General features: G+C 36.2%; 24 protein-coding genes. All 24 read right to left on the reverse strand.

Annotation, left to right across the window (positions count from 1 at the left end; genetic code table 11):
- Positions 1-3: 3 nt before the first annotated feature.
- On the reverse strand, positions 4-444 hold the full coding sequence (fliJ, locus tag ACFFIS_RS11420; protein WP_320378915.1) for a flagellar export protein FliJ: 441 nt from the start codon (positions 442-444) through the stop codon (positions 4-6).
- Entirely contained in the window at positions 444-1763 is a 1320-nt protein-coding gene (fliI, locus tag ACFFIS_RS11425) for a flagellar protein export ATPase FliI (RefSeq protein WP_390187607.1), read from the reverse strand. Before fliI ends, fliJ begins: the two co-directional genes overlap by 1 nt.
- A gap of 2 nt (positions 1764-1765) precedes the next feature.
- On the reverse strand, positions 1766-2509 hold the full coding sequence (gene fliH, locus ACFFIS_RS11430) for a flagellar assembly protein FliH (protein ID WP_390187609.1): 744 nt from the start codon (positions 2507-2509) through the stop codon (positions 1766-1768).
- Positions 2502-3515 (reverse strand): flagellar motor switch protein FliG, encoded by a 1014-nt coding sequence (fliG, locus tag ACFFIS_RS11435; protein ID WP_390187611.1) that lies wholly within the window; start codon positions 3513-3515, stop codon positions 2502-2504. The genes fliH and fliG overlap by 8 nt, the downstream gene beginning before the upstream one ends.
- A 12-nt stretch (positions 3516-3527) precedes the next feature.
- Positions 3528-5135, reverse strand: coding sequence for a flagellar basal-body MS-ring/collar protein FliF (gene fliF, locus ACFFIS_RS11440; protein ID WP_390187614.1), 1608 nt, complete (start codon positions 5133-5135; stop codon positions 3528-3530).
- Between the two features lie 76 nt (positions 5136-5211).
- Positions 5212-5484, reverse strand: a complete 273-nt coding sequence (gene fliE, locus ACFFIS_RS11445) for a flagellar hook-basal body complex protein FliE (RefSeq protein ID WP_512700595.1) — start codon at positions 5482-5484, stop codon at positions 5212-5214.
- Between the two features lie 52 nt (positions 5485-5536).
- The gene (gene flgC / locus ACFFIS_RS11450) at positions 5537-5989 is read right to left on the reverse strand and encodes a flagellar basal body rod protein FlgC (protein WP_320378912.1); all 453 of its coding nucleotides are present in this window, start codon (positions 5987-5989) and stop codon (positions 5537-5539) included.
- 2 nt (positions 5990-5991) lie between these two features.
- Entirely contained in the window at positions 5992-6384 is a 393-nt protein-coding gene (flgB, locus tag ACFFIS_RS11455; protein WP_320378911.1) for a flagellar basal body rod protein FlgB, read from the reverse strand.
- Positions 6385-6745: 361 nt separating this feature from the next.
- The gene (codY, locus tag ACFFIS_RS11460) at positions 6746-7525 is read right to left on the reverse strand and encodes a GTP-sensing pleiotropic transcriptional regulator CodY (protein ID WP_390187620.1); all 780 of its coding nucleotides are present in this window, start codon (positions 7523-7525) and stop codon (positions 6746-6748) included.
- Positions 7526-7558: 33 nt separating this feature from the next.
- Entirely contained in the window at positions 7559-8950 is a 1392-nt protein-coding gene (gene hslU, locus ACFFIS_RS11465) for an ATP-dependent protease ATPase subunit HslU (RefSeq protein ID WP_390187623.1), read from the reverse strand.
- A 17-nt stretch (positions 8951-8967) separates the two neighbouring features.
- Positions 8968-9501 (reverse strand): ATP-dependent protease subunit HslV, encoded by a 534-nt coding sequence (gene hslV / locus ACFFIS_RS11470; protein WP_320379784.1) that lies wholly within the window; start codon positions 9499-9501, stop codon positions 8968-8970.
- A 31-nt stretch (positions 9502-9532) separates the two neighbouring features.
- Positions 9533-10444, reverse strand: a complete 912-nt coding sequence (xerC, locus tag ACFFIS_RS11475) for a tyrosine recombinase XerC (RefSeq protein WP_390187625.1) — start codon at positions 10442-10444, stop codon at positions 9533-9535.
- Positions 10445-10803: 359 nt separating this feature from the next.
- Positions 10804-12885, reverse strand: coding sequence for a type I DNA topoisomerase (topA, locus tag ACFFIS_RS11480; RefSeq protein WP_390187627.1), 2082 nt, complete (start codon positions 12883-12885; stop codon positions 10804-10806).
- A gap of 164 nt (positions 12886-13049) precedes the next feature.
- Positions 13050-13928 carry a DNA-processing protein DprA gene (gene dprA / locus ACFFIS_RS11485; protein ID WP_390187629.1) on the reverse strand — a complete coding sequence of 293 codons (879 nt, stop codon included), beginning with the start codon at positions 13926-13928 and terminating at the stop codon, positions 13050-13052.
- A gap of 65 nt (positions 13929-13993) precedes the next feature.
- A complete protein-coding gene (sucD, locus tag ACFFIS_RS11490; RefSeq protein ID WP_320378908.1) occupies positions 13994-14896 on the reverse strand; it encodes a succinate--CoA ligase subunit alpha in 903 nt (300 codons plus the stop codon).
- A gap of 36 nt (positions 14897-14932) precedes the next feature.
- Entirely contained in the window at positions 14933-16093 is a 1161-nt protein-coding gene (gene sucC / locus ACFFIS_RS11495) for an ADP-forming succinate--CoA ligase subunit beta (RefSeq protein WP_320378907.1), read from the reverse strand.
- 92 nt (positions 16094-16185) lie between these two features.
- Positions 16186-16449: an EscU/YscU/HrcU family type III secretion system export apparatus switch protein gene (locus tag ACFFIS_RS11500; protein WP_320378906.1), complete on the reverse strand. Its 264-nt coding sequence runs from the start codon at positions 16447-16449 to the stop codon at positions 16186-16188.
- Entirely contained in the window at positions 16446-17699 is a 1254-nt protein-coding gene (locus ACFFIS_RS11505) for a hypothetical protein (RefSeq protein WP_320378905.1), read from the reverse strand. Before ACFFIS_RS11505 ends, ACFFIS_RS11500 begins: the two co-directional genes overlap by 4 nt.
- Before the next feature lie 220 nt (positions 17700-17919).
- Positions 17920-18708, reverse strand: coding sequence for a ribonuclease HII (gene rnhB / locus ACFFIS_RS11510; protein ID WP_320378904.1), 789 nt, complete (start codon positions 18706-18708; stop codon positions 17920-17922).
- 201 nt (positions 18709-18909) lie between these two features.
- Positions 18910-19764 carry a ribosome biogenesis GTPase YlqF gene (ylqF, locus tag ACFFIS_RS11515; RefSeq protein ID WP_320378903.1) on the reverse strand — a complete coding sequence of 285 codons (855 nt, stop codon included), beginning with the start codon at positions 19762-19764 and terminating at the stop codon, positions 18910-18912.
- A 5-nt stretch (positions 19765-19769) separates the two neighbouring features.
- A complete protein-coding gene (gene lepB / locus ACFFIS_RS11520; RefSeq protein ID WP_320378902.1) occupies positions 19770-20318 on the reverse strand; it encodes a signal peptidase I in 549 nt (182 codons plus the stop codon).
- 289 nt (positions 20319-20607) lie between these two features.
- Positions 20608-20955 (reverse strand): 50S ribosomal protein L19, encoded by a 348-nt coding sequence (rplS, locus tag ACFFIS_RS11525; RefSeq protein ID WP_320378901.1) that lies wholly within the window; start codon positions 20953-20955, stop codon positions 20608-20610.
- A gap of 168 nt (positions 20956-21123) precedes the next feature.
- Positions 21124-21852, reverse strand: a complete 729-nt coding sequence (trmD, locus tag ACFFIS_RS11530; RefSeq protein WP_390187631.1) for a tRNA (guanosine(37)-N1)-methyltransferase TrmD — start codon at positions 21850-21852, stop codon at positions 21124-21126.
- The gene (gene rimM / locus ACFFIS_RS11535) at positions 21852-22364 is read right to left on the reverse strand and encodes a ribosome maturation factor RimM (protein WP_390187632.1); all 513 of its coding nucleotides are present in this window, start codon (positions 22362-22364) and stop codon (positions 21852-21854) included. Before rimM ends, trmD begins: the two co-directional genes overlap by 1 nt.
- Positions 22365-22368 lie beyond the last annotated feature (4 nt).

Genomic DNA, 22368 nt, shown 5'->3' on the forward strand with positions numbered 1-22368 from the left:
ACATCACCTATTATTCATAAACTGACGAATTGAAATTTCGTCCATCATATTATTCTCCAACCTTAATTCTGTTTCCCGTTTTTCCTTATTACGATTTTCGATAATTTTTTCAAATTTTTTCACTTCTACATAGGCTTCGGTTAATACTTCTTGTTTCATTTCCATATCGTTTCTTGCAAGTTGAATTTCGCGTTGTAAATCAACAATTTTTTTATTTAACATTTCAATATAAAGGATTTGTTCTTTTACTTTTTCAATTGGGACTTGTTGTTGTAAATAGTTTTCATATGATTGTTCAGCATCTTCCTTTTTACGTAAAAGGTTATAAAGTTTTGTCCCTATTGTCTCGAATATCTCCATGGATTGATGGTACGCTTTTTGTGCATCCATTTTTTCTCTGTCTTTTATACTCTTAATTTTAGAAAACACAGCTATTTCAGCCACTATTTACTCACTCCATTTAGAAGCTCTTTCATCTCATCTATCGATTCGTAAATCGTTGATTGTTCTGTTGTGCCTTGTTTCAAAAAGCTAATAATTTTGGGGTAATAGGCAATTGCTTGGTCTACTTCTTTATTTGTCCCCCGTTTGTACGCACCAATTTGAATGAGTTCCTGATTTTCCTCATATCTTGCCATCATCTCTCTTACAAGTTGCGCTGCAGCTAAATGTTCTGGATCCGCAATTTGATTCATAACACGGCTAATTGATTTTAAGACGTTAATGGCAGGGAACTGACCTTTTTCTGCTAATTTACGTTCCATCACAAAATGGCCATCCAATATCCCGCGAACAGTATCTGCAATTGGTTCATTCATATCATCACCATCAACTAATACGGTATAAAATGCTGTAATCGTTCCTGTTTCATTTGAACCAGTTCTCTCTAGAAGTTTTGGTAACATCGCAAATACTGATGGCGTATATCCTTTTGTTGTTGGAGGTTCGCCAGTTGCAAGCCCCACTTCTCTTTGAGCCATCGCAATCCTAGTAACAGAATCCATCATCAAGTTTACGCGATAGCCTAGGTCGCGGAAATATTCACTTATCGCAGTCGCGGTATACGCTCCCTTTATTCGCATTAATGCTGGTTGGTCAGATGTCGCCACAACAACAATGGATTTTTTGAGTCCTTCAGGGCCAAGGTCTTTTTCAATAAACTCTCGAACTTCTCTACCCCGCTCCCCTAGCAATGCGATGACATTAATATCAGCATGACTATTTCGAGCAATCATCCCTAACAATGTGCTCTTTCCGACGCCACTTCCTGCAAAAATACCAATCCTTTGTCCGTTTCCTACTGTAAGTAAAGAATCAATCGCTTTTACTCCTACTTGTATTGGCTCTCTGATTGGTGCTCTTGTCATAGGATTTGGTGGAGCTTGGTCAGTTTGATATGTCGTTAATCCCCTAGGTAAAGGAGTTTTATCTAAAGGCTTACCAAGAGAATCAACTACTTTACCTAACAGCCCTTGACCAACTTTTATCGTTAATGGCTCACCGGTCGATTCCACAAGACATCCCGGACCAATTTCATTTACTTCCGTGTATGGCATAAGAATAATCTTCTCATTTTTAAAACCAACTACTTCAGCCATCACAGGTTCATTCGTTCGCTTCGTCGGATGTATGAGACAAACTTCTCCAATATTCGCGACTGGTCCGAGTGATTCAATCATTAGCCCTACAACTTGAACTACTCTGCCATAATATTTATATGCGTCCATCTGTTCAATTTCAGTCAATATATCAGTTATATTCATTTTTAGCTCTCCGGTAACATATGATATAAAGCTTTTCGAATTTCATTTAACTGCGTATCCACACTGACGTCCATTTCCCCATAAGGATGTTCAATCACACAGCCATTTATAGGTAGACTTTCATCTACTAGGACAAGTAATTTACAATCCTCTTCCATTATTTGTAGCAATTCATCTTTTTGTTGTAAGACAATTTCATATTGTTCCGGATGAACATGAATGGTAATCATTGATTTATCTTTAATCACTTGGATAGCTGCTGTAATAATGGGTTGGAACGATTCAGGTTGGGACAAAATCTGTTGATTGATTATCTTTTCAGCAACCCGAATTGCAATTGCAATAATCTCCTCATCGCTTTTTTCAATTGTTTGTACATAGTCTTTTTGAGCAGATTTTACTACATCATTTGCTTGAGCAATTAAGGATTGAAAGTCAGCTAGACTTTGCTCCTTTCCATGTTCATACCCATCTTTATAACCAAGCTCTTCAGCTGTTCGCTTCAATGATTCTTTTTCCGTTTCCCAAAGCTGTTTTTCTTCCAAAATACGTTTTTCTGTTTCCTCAAGTAGTCGCGTCTGTTCTTGCCTTATCAGAAGTAACTTTTCCTCAGCTTTTTCTACTTCTTGGTGGACGTCCTTCACAATCGTATCTTCCGAGCTTTCACTCGTACCGTACGCCTTTTGTAATATTTCAATGGGTTTTACATTTATTTTCCTAATTGAATTTCCATGTAAATTAGACAATGATGTCATCCCCTCCACCACGTGCAATCACAATTTCACCAATATCTTCTAATCTACGAATGACAGCAACAATACGAGTTTGCGCTTCTTCTACATCGCGTAAACGAACGGGACCCATAAATTCCATTTCTTCTTTAAATGTTTCAGCCATTCGCTGTGACATATTTTTAAATATGAGATCTTTAACTTCCTCACTCGCTACTTTTAATGCTAATTGTAGGTCATCATTTTCAACTTCACGAATGACACGCTGTATCGCACGGTTATCCAAAATAACAATATCCTCGAATACAAACATTCGCTTTTTAATTTCTTCGGCTAATTCTGGTTCCCTAATTTCTAATGCATCCAAAATTGTACGCTCTGTACTTCTATCTACACCATTTAATACTTCTACTACAGCCTGAATTCCACCGGTCTGTGTATAATCTTCTGTATATGACGTAGAGATATTTCTTTCTAATACTTGTTCAATTTGACTTATTATTTCAGGTGATGTTGAATCCATCGTTGCTATTCTACTAGCAATATCCGCTTGCACTTCTTGGGATAACTCCGATAAAATTTGTCCCGCCTGTTCCGGTTCTAAATAAGAGAGAACAAGTGCGATTGTTTGTGGATGTTCATTTTGAATAAAGTTTAATACTTGTTGCGGATCTGCCTTTCTAGCAAAATCAAATGGCCTTACTTGTAAAGATGAAGTAAGTCGATTAATAATGTTTGACGCTTCTTGTTTACCAAACGCTTTTTCAAGAACAGTCTTTGCATAACCAATACCACCTTGCGATATATAATCTTGCGCTAAAGCAATTTGGTGGAATTGTTCAATTACTTCCTCTTTCATACCGGAATCCACTTTATTAACCGATGAAATTTCTAAACTCAACTTTTCTATTTCTTCTTCTGATAAATATTTATACACTTGTGCAGACACATCAGGACCAAGAGAGATTAATAATACTGCTGCTTTCTGCTTCCCGGATAATAACCCCTTTGTTCTTGCCAATCTGCATACCTCCTACTCTTCCCCAATCCAACTTCTTAAAAGTTTTGCAAATTCCTCGGGTTTTTCTTGGGCCATTTTTTCCAGTTGCTTCTTGCGTACAACGGTATCCGTTGCTTGCTCAGTTTGCAATTCTTCAATTGTAGGCTGCGTTTCAACTGGTTGAACTTCTTCATCATAAAACGTTTCATCTGTTACTGTTTTATGTTTACGGAACAATAAGATAACAAGAGCAATCAATATCAACAATAAAATTCCACCTGCAATATAAATCCATACAGGTATTGTCGAACGAGTCGTATCTGTAGACATCGGTTTTTCATTAAACTTTTGGAATACGATGGATATCTTATCTTCCGGTGTGATTTCACCATATTCTTTATCGATAGAAGTCGTAACAATAGAATTTAAGATGGATGAGATTCCTTCTTGCACAACAGTTTGTTCTTGTTGAGATAATAATTGTACGTCTTTTTCATTTCTATCTTTTACCTGATCAACTGCCACTTGAATTCCTAAATCTCGTATTTTATATGGACTTTCCACGATTTCTTTACGGATGCGATTATATTCATTGTTAATTGTTTCTTTTACATAATCATAATCTCCGTCTCCATCTTCACCCGTGGCAGGATAATTAGGGATATCTCCTTCACCTACGCCGGCAGTTCCACCTGTTTCTTGCGGTTTTCCAGCATAAGTTTCTTGGATTTTTTCAATACTAGCCGGTAAGCCTTCCATATTCTCCTTATCATATGGCTCCACAATTTCCTCTACTCTATTTTCTTGTGTAAAATCAACATCGGCTGTAACTGAAACGATGACATGATCCATACCAACAATTGTACCGAGCATTTGTTGCACTCTCTTTTGAATGTCTTTCTCTACATCTCTTTTAATAGCCTGTTGGTTCGAGTAATTAGCACCAGCAACGTTCGTATTATCATTCGTTGTTTGATCGAAATATTCGAAGTATTGGTTCATGATTGCGATATTTTCAGCCGGTAAATTGGGCACCGCCTTTGATACAAGTGTATATAGTGCATTAATTTGATTATCCTGGAATTGATAGCCTGGTTTTGTATGAAGTACGATAGAAGCTGTCGCAGGTTCAGACGATTCATTAACAAAAACAGGATCCTTCGGCATATTAATCATGACTTTCGCATTTTCTATTCCATCTATACTTTTAATTAAATTTGCTAATTCTGTTTGCGTGGCATCTAACTTCATAATATTAAATTCATTGTCTGTTACGCCCCACGATGAATTTTTCGAGAAAAATGAATAATCAATATTTCCGCTATCAGGTATACCCTGCCCCGCAAAATCAACAAGTAACGAGTCTACTTGATCTTTAGGAACTGTTATGGTAGAACCCCCTTGTTGCAATTCATATGGTATACCTTTTTCATCCAATGCAGCTTTTACCTGACTAGCCTCTTGCATTGAAAGGTGGTTATAAAGCGGAACTAACTTTGGATTAGATGAGAAGAAAGAAACCACAGATATTAGCATTATAATTGCGATTAAAACAACCAAAAAAATACTCTTTTGCATTTTCGTACGTTGTACCCAAAAGGATTTTGTTTTATTTATCACTGTATTGACCTTTTCATTCATTCCATACAAACCCCCGCCACATTCAAAACACGCTAATTAGCTGTTTTCTTTCTCTATTAATTTCTTAATTGTTCTTTTATACTTGCATTCTCATAATCTCGTTGTACGCATCGATTACTTTGCGTTGAATTTGAACAGATGTTTCCAATGTGATACTTGCCTTCTGAGCCGTAATCATCACATCATGTAAGTTATCTGTTTTACCAAGTATTAACGCCTCTGTTTTTTTATCTGAAGCAACTTGTGCATCGTTAACAGAATGAATGGCCTGTTTTAAAACATCTCCAAAGCTTACCTCTGGTTTTTCGTTAAGCTGACTTTTTGTGTTGACTTGTTCCATACCAACCATATTTGGTTGTTGAATTTTTAATAGACTCGTATTCATTCGAAGTATCTCCTATCTATTTACCAATTTCCAAAGCTTTCATCAACATACTCTTAGATGCATTTAAAGCCGTAATATTTGCTTCGTATGATCGTGTTGCGCTCATTAAGTCAACCATTTCCTTAAGAGGATCTACATTAGGTAATTGTACATACCCTTGTTCATTCGCATCAGGATTAGTGGGATCAAAAACTAATTTAAAAGGCTCATTATCTTCGTGGATACCAGTCACTTTTACACCGCTTGCCACATTTGATGAATGTGAAGCCTTATGTAAAAACGACTTAAAGCTGGATGATTGCGGGGCAATTGAAACAGTCTTGCGACGGTATGGTTCAAATTCGCCATTTTCATTCACAGTAGCCCTCGTAGTCTGTGCGTTGGCTACGTTTGAACTGATAACATCCATTCTTAATCTTTGTGCGGTTAACCCACTAGCACTCGCATTGAACGAATTAAAAATCGACATGATTATCTACCTCCTCTAATCACGGTTTCGATATTTTTGAAGTTACCGTTTAAGCGTTCTATTAAACTTTGATAGTAGATTTGGTTTTTTGCTAATTCGGCCATTTCTTTATCAACATCTACATTGTTCCCATTATGATTAAACATTGTATGATTATTTGTTACGACTTCATAAGCTTGACCATTATTATCAAAATCAAGATGTTTTTCACTCGTTTTCTTTGCTTGCATTTTGTCATCCATTGCAGCATGAAGCATATCTTTAAACAGCACATCTTTCGCCTTATAGTTTGGTGTATCGATGTTTGCAATGTTATTCGAGATAACTTGGTTTTTTTTAGCTGCATAATCTAGTGATCGTTCTAAAGATGTTATCGTGTTACTAAATAAATTCAATATTATTCTCTCCTTCCTAGCCATTTACATAAGAGTCTTATGGACTAGTGCTCGACAGGATTCGACTATTTCAAAAATCACATATAGATATTGTAGTTGAAACTAAGTATAAAGTCCATATAAAATCTACATTTTTCCAATTTGTCACATTTGGTAGTAATAAAGTCCCATGACTTTTATACTGTTTATCTCATATTTATTCTAATAAAATATATGTTAAATTGAAATAGGGTGTTATTGGTATTTTCGACTTTTATTTTGTAATAAAAATTGCAGTATATTGGAGAAAAAAACAAAAAAAGACGTTATAAACTAACGTCTTTTTAAGTATCTTTTCCTTAAGCTATAGATATGAAAGTCTTTATCTAGAACGTAATTTTTCTAATTCAGTTAAAAACTTATCGTTTAATACTTTAATATATGTTCCCTTCATTCCTAAGGAACGTGATTCAATAACGCCTGCACTTTCAAGTTTACGAAGTGCGTTTACGATTACAGATCTTGTAATACCTACTCTATCCGCAATTTTGCTTGCTACAAGCAGACCTTCTTTTCCATTTAATTCTTCAAAGATATGGTCAATTGCCTCTAATTCACTGTATGATAATGAGCTAATCGCCATTTGTACAACTGCTTTACTTCTAGCTTCCATTTCAATTTCTTCTGTTTTTTCATGAAGAATTTCCATTCCAACAACTGTTGCACCATATTCAGCAAGTAATAAATCATCATTATTAAAGCTATCTGATAATCTTCCTAAAATTAGTGTACCAAGACGGTCACCACCACCAATAATTGGTACAATTGTAGTTAATCCTTTTTGAAATAGTTCACGGTTTTCTTCAGGGAAAATCGTATAAGGGCTATCTACATCCATATTAGGTGTCGTTTCATGAATATTGAAAAGACGGTCAGTGTAATCCTCTGGAAATTGTCTCTCAGCTAACATTTGATTCATACGATCATTTTCAACATCTTCGTTAATAGCGTATCCTAGTAATTTTCCGCGACGAGAAACGATAAAGATATTCCCTTTGATAACATCTCTTAATAAAGCTGCCATTTCGTTAAAGTTAACAGATTTACCTGTAGCCTTTTGTAACATTGAGTTAATTTTTCTTGCACGTGTTAATAAATCCATAATGATCCTCCATCCTTATTTTAAAGAAATATTTTACAAAATAAATTGACTTAAATCTTTATCCTTTGCAATTGAGCTTAGCTTTTCATCTACATATTCTGGTGTAATTTTTATTGTTTCCATTGTAATATCAGGAGCCTCAAAGGATAAATCTTCTAGTAGTTTTTCCAGTATGGTATGTAGCCTACGCGCACCAATATTATCTGTATTTTGATTTACATGGAAAGCAATTTCGGCGATTCTATTAATAGCATCGTCTGAAAATTGGATATTTATACCTTCTGTTTTTAATAATGCTTCATACTGCTTCAATAATGCGTTGGAAGGTTCTTTTAAAATCCGTTTAAAATCATGTACAGATAATTTTTCCAATTCAACCCTAATTGGAAATCTTCCTTGTAACTCGGGTATTAAATCAGAAGGTTTTGCCATATGGAATGCACCAGCAGCAATGAATAACATATGATCCGTCTTAACTGGGCCATGTTTCGTGACGACTGTCGACCCTTCAACAATTGGTAAAATATCTCGTTGTACACCTTCCCTTGAAACATTTGGTGACTGTTGATCTTTACCAGCAACTTTATCGATTTCATCAATAAAGATAATACCCGATTGTTCAGCACGATCAATTGCTTCTTGCGCAACTTCTTCCATATCAATCATTTTTTGTGCTTCTTGTTGTGTCAGCACTTTTCTAGCCTCTGATACAGGTAGTTTACGCTTCTTCTTATTTTTCGGCATAAACTGACCGAGCGCATCTTGCATATTCATTCCCATTTGCTCCATTCCAGAGCCCTGTAGCATATCAAAGAATGACGGTGAAACTTCTTCTATTTCAATTGTAACAACGTGATCTTCCATTTCACCCAATTGTAATAAACGTTCCACTTGCTGTCGTTTCGTATAAACTTCAGCATCCTTTTCTTCGTCCGTATCTTCCTTATCATCAGACTGGCCAGGAAACAATAGTTCAAATGGGTTTTTTATTTGTGATTGCTTTTTGGCAAGAGGGACTAACAACGAAACAAGTTTTTTATTCGCCTCTACCTTTGCTTTATCCATCACAGCATTCATCTTCTCATCTTTCACCATGCGGATGGACACTTCTACAAGGTCACGAACCATTGCTTCAACATCTCTTCCAACGTAGCCAACTTCGGTAAATTTTGTTGCTTCAACTTTTATAAAAGGTGCACCTACAAACTTTGCTAACCTACGGGCGATTTCGGTTTTACCGACTCCTGTAGGTCCTATCATTAAAATGTTCTTCGGTACAATTTCTTCCTTCAATTTTTCATCAAGCTGCATCCGTCGATATCGATTCCGTAGTGCAATCGCTACTGACTTTTTTGCCCTTTGCTGCCCAATAATATATTGATCAAGTTGATCAACGATTTGTCTAGGCGTATAATTCATTCCCATTCTTTACAATGACCCCCTTATTTTAAAACTTCCAATGTAATTTGGTCATTCGTATAGACACATATTTCGCCTGCAATTTTCATCGCTGCCTTCGCAATTTCCTCCGCACTTAGGTGTTCTGCATATCGTGCCAAAGACCTACCTGCACTTAAAGCAAAATTACCACCTGAGCCAATTGCCAAAATACCATCATCAGGTTCTATGACTTCACCTGTTCCCGAAACTAAAAGCATTTCATGTTTATTCATGACAATAAGCATCGCCTCTAATTTTCGGAGAACTTTGTCACTTCGCCATTCCTTCGCAAGTTCCACTGCTGCTCTCGTTAAATTCCCATCGTATGATTCGAGTTTTGTTTCGAACTTTTCAAAGAGCGTGAACGCATCCGCAACAGATCCTGCAAATCCTGCCAATACTTTTCCATTATATAGTCTGCGAACTTTTTTAGCTGTATGTTTCATCACGACTGCATTTCCCATCGTAACTTGCCCATCTCCGCACATTGCAGATTCACCTTTATGTTGTACAGCAAAAATTGTAGTGGCATGCATTTGATTTGACAAACAATCACCTTCACTTTCCCTATTTGTTTGCTCTAGGGTGGCTACTCATATACACCTTTTTTAAATGTTCTTTTGTGACATGTGTGTATATTTGGGTTGTCGATAAGTTTTCGTGTCCGAGCAATTCCTGAACCGTTCGGATATCCGCACCTTCATTTAATAAATGTGTCGCAAAGGTATGCCTTAGTTTGTGAGGATGTACATGAATAGTCAACGAAGCTCTTTCAACGATTTTATCCAGAATGGTTCGAATCCCCCTAGTGGTCAAAGGATTACCTCTAGCATTTAGAAATACATAATCAGTTTTAACTGCCGCTTTTGCCAATAATATATTTCTGCCATTATTGATATATTCCTCTAATGCTATTTCAGCAAACCTTCCAAATGGTACATATCGTTCTTTTTTTCCTTTTCCGGTTACAAATACTGTGCCTATAAAATAGTCAATATCTTGTAACCTTAGCTGCTGGCATTCACTAACTCTAATTCCAGTAGCATAAAGTAATTCGAGCAAAGCTTGGTCTCGCTGACCCAGTGGTTCTTCCAAGTTATTTGCCTCAAATAACTTTTCCAATTCCTCCATATATAAAAAACTAGGAATTGGTTTATTTAACTTAGGCAAGACGATTTGAATAAACGGATTATGTTGTACGACTATTTCTCTTTCTAAAAACTTAAAAAAGCTTCTTAAGCAAGAGAGCGTCCGTGACACAGATCTTCTACTTAGCTTTTTATCATGTAATACTGTTAAAAATAAACGAACAACATGATGATCAACTTCGCCTAATGATGAAATTCCTTCTTGTTTAAGAAATTCAAAAAAAATAGAAATATCATGTGCATAATATTTTAACGTATATGGAGAAGCGTTTTTTTCTATTTGTAAATACTCGAAAAATAGTTGCTTCAAAGATTCCGCATCATTGTTCATACTCCACCTCAATTACGTTTAAATCATACCACACAACTATTTGTAAAGCAACGGATTTAACAAAATTGTAACAAAATTCAGAAACGAGATGTGTAATCATTCACACAACTATGGGTTGCAACATTGGTGTCAAGTACATTACCTTACCAATAGGAAATTATAACTTCTTATATACGGATAGTCAACTAAAACAATTCCACAATTCAAAAACATCTTATACCTTTAAAAGTTATCAATTCATAAATTACTATCATCATAGCCGGAATTGACATAAACTATTCAAAATATATTTATATCATGAGACATAATCGAAAAATAAGAAAGAACCACCCTTAAAAAGGGCGATTCTTTTATAAACTCTAAGACTTTTGTTCATCTTCTTTATAATCACATTCCATACATTGTACTTGTACAGCCTTTTTACTTTTCTTTTCAACAAGGGTTGCTGCACATTTCGGACAAGGTCTTGCAATTGGTTTATCCCATGATACAAAATCACATTCCGGAAAACGATCACACCCGTAAAATATTCTTCTTTTTTTAGAACGTCTTTCTACTATATTACCTTCTTTACATTTTGGGCAAGTAACACCTATTTCCTTAAGGATTGGTTTCGTATTGCGACATTCAGGGAAGTTAGAACACGCTAAAAATTTACCATATCTCCCCATTTTATAAACCATTTCATGACCACATTTTTCACAATCAATACCAGCTGGCTCATCTTTGATTTCGATTTTAGCCATTTCCTTTTCGGCAACTTCTAATTTTTTCTCAAAGTCCCCAAAAAATTCATCTATGATTGTTACCCATTCGTTTTTACCTTCTTCAATAGAGTCTAGATCGTTTTCCATTTTAACGGTAAAATCGACGTCGATTATTTCCGGGAAAAACTCTCGCAACATGTCAATTACAATCGTCCCTAATTCAGTAGGGATAAATGTTTTATTCTCAATCGTTACGTAACCACGACGTTGAATTGTGTCCAATGTCGGTGCATATGTTGAAGGTCGACCGATTCCTTTTTCCTCCATCGTTCGTACAAGACGTGCCTCCGTATATCTTGGCGGTGGTTGTGTGAAATGTTGGTTTGGCGCAATATCTTTTGCCTCAATTACCATGCCTTCTTCCAAATCAGGCAACATTTTATCTGTATCTTTTTTCTGATCATCACTACCTTCAATATACACTTTCATAAAACCAGGAAATTTTATTTTTGAACCAGTTGCTCTAAATTCCACTCCATTATTTAACAGGTGTACCGTCATTGTATCCATAATAGCTGGAGCCATTTGACTTGCTACAAAGCGTTCCCAAATTAACTTATACAAACGTAATTGATCACGCGATAGGACACCCTTCAACGAGCTAGGTTCCCTTAAAACAGAAGTTGGTCGAATTGCTTCATGCGCATCTTGTGCACCTTGTTTTTGCTTTTGTTTTGTATTAGAGCCTAGATAGTCTTTTCCAAATTTGTTTTCGATATAACTAGATGCTTCACTTTTAGCAACATCTGAAATTCTAGTTGAATCTGTACGCATATAAGTGATTAATCCGGTAATTCCTCCTGCAGATCTACCTAAGTCAATCCCTTCATAAAGCTGTTGGGCTAACATCATTGTTTTCTTCGCGCGGAAGTTCAGTTTACGAGCCGCTTCTTGTTGTAAAGATGATGTAATGAATGGCTTAGCAGGATTTTTACGTCGTTCTCGCTTATTTACTTTGTCAATTGTAAACTTTGGATCTGTTAGTTTATTTAAAACAGCTTTTACTTCTTGTTCATTTTTTATTTCTTCTTTCTTTCCTTGCTGACCATAAAAAGCACCTTCAAATTCTTGTTTTCCCTTTTGAAAGTTTGCAGTAATAGACCAGTATTCTTCGGGTTTAAAATTATTAATTTCATTTTCACGGTCAATAATTAATTTTAAGGCTACTGATTGAACACGCCCCGCACTCAGGCCTTTTTTTACCTTTTTCCATAATAATGGACTTATATTGTAACCTACAAGGCGGTCCAATATTCTACGAGCCTGTTGTGCATCTACTAAATTCATATTAATGGAACGAGGGTGTTTAAATGATTCTTTAATTGCGTCTTTTGTTATTTCATTAAATACAACACGGCAATCAGAATTTTCATCAATATTTAAAGCATAGGCTAAGTGCCATGCAATCGCTTCCCCTTCTCTATCGGGGTCAGCTGCTAGATAAACTTTTTTCGCCTTTTTTGCTGATTGCTTTAATTCCTTTAAAATAGTCCCTTTACCACGTATTGTAATATATTTAGGCTTATAGTTATTTTCAGTATCAATCCCTGTTTGACTTTTAGGTAAGTCACGAACGTGGCCCATCGAGGCTTTAACTGTATACTTCTTACCTAAATATCGCTCAATTGTTTTAGCTTTTGCAGGTGATTCTACAATTACAAGATAATCTGACATGAATTATTTTCCTCCTATATCGTGAGGTGCTTATCTAATCTACTATTCATTACTCTTTTAATGAACAAATCTTCACTAATAGTATATATAACCTTCGTTTTTGTCAAACAACTCATCATCACTCGTCACTTATAGCACATATTATATCTACTTCAAAATATGTACTAAACTAGTTGCCAGTCTTCTAAAATATCATCGATATCCATGACAAGTTTTGCGCCCTCTTGAATAATTTTATGACAACCTTTCGTTTGCGCTACAAGTGGAGATCCTGGTAATGCATACACTTCTCTTCCTTGGTCAAGTGCTTGATCAACCGTGATTAATGTACCACTTTTTTCAGTTGCCTCAATGACAACTGTTCCAAGGCTTAATCCACTAATAATCCGGTTTCTTTCTGGAAAATGGTATGGTTTAGGTGCAACGTCAGGTGGATACTCTGTAATAACCAAACCGCTTTTTACGATTTTTTTAAATAATGATATGTTTCTACGTGGATAAATATGTTTAAAGCCACTGCCTAGCACAGCAATGGTTTTACCGTTTTCTATTAAAGTATGTTGATGGGCAAAACTGTCTATTCCAAGTGCCATTCCACTGACTATGGTCCAATTTTCCATAACGAGTGGCTTTACAATGAACTGTGTTTTTTCATATGCTTCAGTAGTTGGGTTTCTTGTTCCAATAACACTAATCACTTTTACCTCTTGTAACAATTCAAGATTTCCCTTGGCATATAAGACAAGTGGAGCATCTTGTATCGTTTTTAACATAGGTGGATATGCCTCGTCAACTAACGTAATGATAGAATAGTTGTTTTTATGCAGTTCTAACCGGGATAATGCTATTGGATGATGTAGTTTTTTATATAAGGAGATTGCAGTTTGAGGCGGGATACCATAAATTTCTGTCATCTTTTTTGGGGTAATCGAGTAGATATTGATTAATGACGGATCATATTTTATAACTTTCCGAAGAAAACGCCTCGTCAATACATGTAAACTATGCAAATGTATCAATCTATTTCTGCTATTCGTTAACAATTTTCCACATCCTTTTAAAAAAAGTAGGGATTAAGCATATTCTTAAATCCCTACTATATTTGAAATTAATGTGTTTTACATTTTTCGTCTAAACCGCGTTCTTTTAATAATTGAATCATTGTCTCACCAATAACTGCTGGTGTATCAGCTACAGCAATGCCACACTCGTTCATGACACGGTTTTTCTCTGCTGCAGTCCCTTCTCCACCAGAAATAATTGCGCCAGCATGGCCCATACGTTTTCCTGGAGGTGCAGTTGCACCACCGATAAAGCCAACAACTGGTTTCGTCATATTCGCTTTAACCCAGCGAGCTGCTTCTTCTTCAGCCGTTCCACCTATCTCACCAATCATGACAACAGCCTCTGTCTCTGGGTCTTCATTAAACGCTGCTAACACATCAATAAAGTCTGTCCCGTTAACAGGGTCTCCTCCAATTCCAACAGCCGTAGTTTGCCCATATCCGGCTTGGGAAAGTTGGTGAACTGCTTCATACGTTAACGTACCAGAGCGCGATACGACACCAATATGACCTTTTGTATGAATATAACCAGGCATAATACCAATCTTGCACTCATCAGCAGTAATAACTCCTGGGCAGTTTGGTCCTACAAGACGTGTTTTCTTTCCTTCCATATAGCGTTTTACTTTAACCATATCTAATACAGGAATATGTTCCGTTATACAAATCGCGAGATCTAGTTCCGCATCCACGGCCTCCATAATTGCATCAGCAGCAAATGGTGCTGGAACATAGATAACGGACGCAGTTGCGCCAGTTGCTTTTACAGCTTCTTCCACTGTATTAAAAACAGGCACACCTTCTACTTCTGATCCACCTCTTTTTGGTGTTACTCCGCCTACTATTTTCGTACCATATGCTAGCATTTCTTTCGTATGAAATCTTGCTGTTCCACCAGTAATACCTTGGACTATAACTTTCGTATCTTTATTTATAAATATAGCCATATTTGCCCGTCCTTTCTCATTTGGTTTTTTTCCTCATTACTTTACAAGAGATACGATCTTTTTAGCACCATCCGCCATCGAGTTTGCTGACGTAATATTAAGTCCTGATTCTTCAAGAATTTGCTTACCACGTTCTACATTCGTACCTTCTAAGCGAACTACTAAAGGAAGTTCTAAACCAACTTGTTTTGTAGCCTCGACAACACCTTCAGCGATAACATCACATTTCATAATTCCACCAAAAATATTTACGAAAATTCCTTTTACATTTGTATCCGATAAGATAATTTTAAATGCTTCCGTTACCTTTTCAGCTGTTGCACCGCCCCCAACATCAAGGAAGTTTGCCGGGTCTCCGCCATAATGTTTAATTATATCCATCGTTGACATGGCGAGTCCTGCACCGTTTACCATACAACCGATATTACCATCAAGTGCAACATAACTTAGATCATATTTAGAAGCTTCTACTTCTTTTTCATCTTCTTCATCGAAATCACGCAAAGAAACAATGTCTTTTTGACGATATAAAGCGTTATCATCAAAGTTCAACTTTGCATCCAAAGCCATGACATCTCCATCACCTGTTACTACTAATGGGTTAATTTCAGCAATTGAACAATCTTTTTGTACAAATGCTTCGTATAGCCCCATCATAAACTTAACAGCCTGTGATAATAATTCATCTGGAATATTTATATTGAATGCTAGTCTTCTAGCTTGATATGGTAATAAGCCTACAACTGGATCAATTACTTCTTTAAAAATCTTCTCGGGCGTTGCGGCAGCTACTTCTTCAATTTCAGTGCCACCTTCTTCAGATCCCATCATCACTACACGTGATGTAGCACGATCTAGCACAACCCCAATATAGTATTCTTTTTTAATGTCACAACCCTCTTCTATAAGTAAACGCTTTACTTCTTTGCCTTCTGGGCCTGTTTGGTGTGTGACAAGTACTTTCCCTAAGATTTCTTCTGCATATGTACGTACCTCATCAAGGTTTTTTGCAACCTTTACTCCCCCCGCTTTTCCACGTCCACCCGCATGGATTTGCGCTTTGACCACAGTAACAGAAGTGCCAAGTTTTTTTGCAGCTTCTACAGCTTCATCCACCGTATACGCTACATGTCCATTTGGCACTTTTACGCCAAATTGACGTAAAACATCTTTGCCTTGATACTCATGTATGTTCATCTTATATCCTCCCATCAATTTCACTGCACGTTCTATTGTATTAAAAATCTATGAATTTCACAAGAAAATGAGAAACAATTCATAGAATTATTCTATTTTTTTATTTTATCTGCCTCATAAATGAAAGCAAACACCTCCGCCACCGCCTCATATAAATCTGGTGGAATCGTTTTATTTATATTTAATTCGACTAATAGATTAACGAGAGATGTATCCTGCATAATGGGAATATTTTCGTTGTTTGCTAATTTAATCATGTTATCCGCAATTAGCCCCTTCCCACTCGCTGTTACTTTAGGAGCATGATCTTTTTCCTTGTTGTATGTTAAGGCAACAGCTTTTTGTAGCTTTTTCATATTTTAAAATCAACCCCTCGATATGTAGTACTTTTTATTTCTTTTATGGCCTTTTCACCTTTATCCGAAAGTCGTTTGTAGGTTATATTAGATAATTGATAATCTAACTTTTCTAACCTTTTCTTTAAAGATAATTCCAATGGTTGGAAAACTTGCTTCATATTTTCTGTTTGATTATATACGGTTATCGTAACTGTCCTTTTTTGTACTTTCATATCTATTAGCGTTTTTTTTAAAGCTTGTAATTCCAAATCAAAAAATATTCGACAATAATCCTCATTCATTTTTCCCTCGGATGTTTCTGGACTTTCGAATTTCAAATTCACATCTTGATGTAAGCCTAATTTTTCACCTGGAATTGTAAGATAGGACTGAAAAAATCCATTTGAATCTTGAACTGATTGAAGTTGTAATCCATGAATAATATGCAAAAAATTTTGTGCATGTTGCTGAATTGCTTTTCCTTCGTTTTGTTGGATTAACTGCAACAGCAATGTTTTAATATTTTGTTGAGGTACCATTTTTTCCGATAAGTTCTGTTCATAAGATAGGCCTAATAATTGGATAGTTTGCCGTATAGCATCTAAGAAATACGCTTTATTATGAGTGGCATACTGCCCATATTGACTATTGGTGCGTAAGTCTTGTAACTGCCCAACCAACTTTTCCGAAATTGCAGACTCGATCTTTGCATGCGACAAAAATGATAGCAAGTCTTCAATTTGTTGCGTTAAAGATACTTCTCCATGCTGGCTAAGCATTGCTTGAAAAACGGAGGGAGTAAATGGCAATCTCTTTTGAAACATTTCTATTAGAACCTGTTGCGCAACTTGTTTACCTTTTGATCCTTCCAATATAGAGAGTGCTTTTGTAACTTCCTCTTTCTTAAATGGAATATGGTGAGCAAACAATAAATTAACAAATCTAGTTGCATGCTCCGTATCTTTCATTCCTAATTGATTGAATAGATTCGTCATATTACGGGGATTTGATTGATTGGACTGCTCCGTCACCACTTGTAAATGTACGTGAGGGTCATTTTCTTTCACTTGAAAAATATAGTTTTTACCTACAGATAAAGCAACTTCTAATTGAGCATGTAATTGAGTTGTCCCAAGTTGAATTAGGGCTTGATTTTTCGGATAAATCTTCAATATATTCCCGCGTATAATCTGTCCTGGTAGTAAAGAGCGCTCTACATGCATACCAGCCTTTTGCATCGGTTGATTAAAAATTTTATTTAACCCCAACATTCTCCCTCCTCGTATATAATGTTAAGGCCCTATTTTCCCGCCCATTACATGAGACTGAATCATAAAGTAATACTTCAATCAACTGAGAGGGGTGAAAGAATCGGGCTTATACTGATTGTTGATACTCGGGGATAACTAGGAAAATCTCAAATTATCCCTATAAAGAACATCAATAATCCTAAAAACTTATTAGTATGTTTCAATACGAAGGTCTTTACTATACATGACTATTTTTATTTGAAATACAATTTTTTACTGGTGCGAATGATTTGCGATGAAAATCGGTTGGACCGTATTCGCTTAATGCATCCATGTGTCCTTTCGTTCCATAGCCCATATTACGATCAAATTGATAAACAGGGTATTGTTCATGTAGTTGTTTCATCAATTGATCCCTTGTCACTTTTGCTAGTATACTTGCTGCTGCAATTGATACACTTTTTTGGTCACCTTTATCCATAGCCATAAATGGATATTTACTATTATGTAATGGCACAGCATCAATTAAAACGAAATCTGGTGTTGGGGAAAGTTGTTCCATCGCAAGAAGCATCGCATTTTTTGTCGCCTCATAAATATTTATCCTGTCAATTTGCTCATTATCAACAATTCCTACACCGTAACTAATGGCATGCTCTTTTATAATATGAAAGAAACGCAATCTCGTCTGTTCATTGAGTTGTTTGGAATCATTCAATCCAAGTAACTCAAATGACGGTGGTAAAATAACAGCAGCAGCTACTACAGGACCTGCTAACGGCCCCCTACCAGCCTCATCTATACCCGCAATATGTTGATACCCTAATTGCTGATACCTTTTCTCATACACGCTCATTTGTTGAAATTGTGTTATTAATTGTTGATGTTGTAGTTGCTTCTTCTCGTATACTTTAAGAAGTTGTTGTACCCCTTTTCTTTTATCATTTTTCAACAATTTTAGTGTGGAATCCGTTATCATCTCTTCTTTAATCAATTGTTTAATTTCCGCTATTGTTTTATCTTGCATTTTATCCACCTGCTCTTTGATTACTATATCGGTTGATACGTATAAAATTTAAGTTTTTAAAATGAAAATGAGGCCGGGACATAAAGGTATGGCCAACTCGTTTAGCTACAATAATCAGCAAAAAAACTATCATTACATACTAATTATAGTAGTCGAGGGGCCTGACCCTTTCGTTTTGTCTCAACCTCATTACATGAAATATTACAAGTGCGATGGTGCACTTTCCAAAGTCACACTTCCAAGACGACCAACTCGCAAATCTTGTAAAATTATTTCAGCTACTTTGTCAAAATTTACATGTCCACCACTTTCCAAAGCGCCAAACTTTTTGCCTATTCGTACGAATACATCCCACATATCATCCATATCCGGTTGAATACCATACCGTTCTAATGCACTTTGTGGATATTTGTTTTGGAGAAATTTGAGGGCAAAAGCAGCAATATCTTGTAGCGAAAGAATCGTATCTTTTATTGTTCCGATTGTCGCTAATCGATAACCTACTATTTCATCATCAAATTTGGGCCATAAAATCCCTGGTGTATCTAATAATTCAAAATCTCCCCTTACTTTAATCCACGCTTGATGCTTCGTAATCCCTGGCCGATCACCGGTTTTGGCAATTTTCTTATTTACTAGTCGATTAATTAAAGTGGATTTTCCTACATTTGGTATACCTACAATCATCGCACGAGATGGACGTGGTTGAATTCCCTTTGCTTTTAATTGCGCCATTTTCTTCTGTCCAAGCTCTTTAGCTAGTTGGATTACCTTCTGAATATCTGCTTTATTGTTTACATCAACTGCAATTGCTTTATTTCCTTGCATTTGAAAGTATTCAATCCATTTATCTGTTTCATTTTGATCTGCCAAGTCTTTTTTCATAAGTACAATCATTTTGGCCTTTTGCTTGATAACTTGTTGTAACATTGGGTTTTGTGATGATAAGGGTACTCGTGCATCAACCAATTCTACAACGAAATCAACTAGTTTTAGTTTTTCTTCTATTTCTCTCCTTGCTTTTGCCATATGGCCAGGAAACCACTGTATTGTCATCTTACCTACTCTCCTAACACTTTCATCCGATTCATCGGCCAGTAAATGATACTAGTTTTACCAACAATTTGTTCCTTTGGTATCAGGCCCAACGAACGACTATCAACGGAATTTTCGCGATTATCCCCTAATACTAAATAATAGTCATCGGGGACTGTTTCAAAATTACCTGGCAATTCCTCGAGCGTAAAGTCTTCTGTAAAGGGTTGTAACACACTATTACTATGCAGGAAATCCTCATCAATTTCTTTTCCATTCACATATAACACATCATCTTTAAAAGCAATGTGTTCACCCGGAAGGCCAATTACACGTTTAATAAAATCCTTCTGTTCAGAAGCATGAAACACAACGATATCAAACCGTTTAGGTTCGGAAATTCGATATGAAAATTTATTTACAATCATTTGGTCACGGTCATGCAACGTCGGTAACATGGATGGTCCGTCTACAATAATAGGAGTAAAAAAGAATGTTCGTACAATAAAGGCTAGACCTAAGGCGATAAGTAACGCTTTAATCCAATCTAACCAACCATTTTTCTGTTTATTCATAGGAAACCTCCACTGCTTTTTTACAATTAACGATGGTACAATATTATCTAATTATCCAAACCTACGTGCTGCCTATCTCTATTCATTCCATCATACTATATTTTAAAACAAGCTACTACTATATCGCCATATAAAGGACTGGTTTGCACTGCGTTGGAATTCCATTTCACTCACTTTGCAGACCATCTATTATGTTGGAATCAACAGAAAAGGAGCCTGCATCATGCTGCCAAGCTCCTTCTCAATTATGTTCATTTGTTAGGCTGCTCTTTGTTTGATACAAATGTCATTAAGAGCGACGTTCTTTAATACGCGCAGCTTTACCACGTAAATTACGTAGATAGTAAAGTTTAGCACGACGTACTGACCCACGACGAACAACCTCAACTTTATCCACTCGAGGTGAATGTACTGGGAATGTACGTTCAACACCTACACCATAAGAAATTTTTCTTACTGTAAATGTTTCACTGATTCCGCCATTTTGTCGTTTAATTACAACACCTTCAAATACTTGGATACGTTCACGAGTACCTTCAACAACTTTAACGTGAACTTTCACTGTATCTCCAGGACGGAAATCAGGATGATCTGTACGAAGCTGGTCTTTTGTAATTTCTGCAATTAAATTTTGCACCATGCTTCACTCCTTCCAACCAATGTTCTTATCTCATCTAGCGTGACAGCGGAACATCGTGATATAGGGCTTAAGTAATCACTTAAGCACAAAAATAAATATACCATACTGTTAAGATAAGTTCAACTGTATCTTCGTTTTTTCTTCATCATGATAAAAAAGTAATTCTTAATCTTTCCATTCGTGTAACCATTTCTTTTCTTCGTCTGTTAGTTCGTACTGGTCGAGTAATTCCTGACGTCGTTCAAATGTCCGTTTTAGAGATTCACGCTTTCGCCAAGTTGCGATTTTTGCATGATTCCCTGACAATAAGACATCCGGCACTTTCCACCCACGAAAATCAGCTGGTCTTGTATAATGTGGATGTTCAAGTAATCCAGTAGAAAAAGAGTCCTGTGGTGCTGATTCTTGATTACCTAGTGCCCCTGGAAGAAGCCTGATGATACTGTCCATTACTACCATCGCACCAAGTTCCCCACCCGTTAAAATAAAATCTCCAATTGAAATTTCATCTGTTACAAGATGTTGTCTTATTCGTTCATCGTATCCTTCATAATGTCCACATATAAAAATGAGGTGTTCTTCTTTTGCAAGCTCTTCTGCTTTCTTTTGTGTATATGTTTCCCCTTGTGGACATAGTAAAATAACTCTCGGTTTTGTAGTTATATCATGTGTTAACGAATCTACTGCATCAAAAACCGGTTGTGGTGTCAACACCATTCCTGCTCCACCACCATACGGATAATCATCTACTTTATGATGCTTGTTTTCCGTAAACTCTCGGAAGTTTACAAGATTATAGGTAAACACATCTTTTTCTGCAGCTTTATGCAAAATAGATTGATTCAAAACACCTGCAAACATTTCGGGGAATAATGTTAATATATCAATATGCATTAATCTAACAATCCTTCCATTAATTCAATGGTCACTTTTTTGTTAGAAATATCTACGGTTTTTACAACTTGTTCAATATAAGGTATTAATACATCTTTTCCTTCATTTACACGTCGCACAACCCAAACATCATTAGCTCCTGGTGTTAAAATCTCTGTGATTACCCCTAAATACACATCATCATTCGTATATACTTCACAACCAATTATTTCATGGAAATAATATTCGTCCTCTTCAAGATCGGTTAGTTGGTCATCCGAAATTTTTAGTATTGCACCTTTCCATTTTTCCACATCGTTAATATTGTCATATCCGGCAAAATGAAGTAGATCAAATCCCTTATGTACACGATAGCCATCAATTTCTACTTGTTTGATCTGTCCATTCATATCAACATGTAACGTATTCCCAACTGAAAATCGTTCAGCAAAGTCTGTAATTCGCTTTACTTTTACTTCGCCACGTATTCCGTGTGTATTGATTATTTTTCCAACATTAAACATCTTATTCATCTCA

The organism is Paracerasibacillus soli (assembly GCF_042432965.1).
GTDB classification, from domain to species: Bacteria; Bacillota; Bacilli; order Bacillales; family Amphibacillaceae; genus Paracerasibacillus; species Paracerasibacillus soli.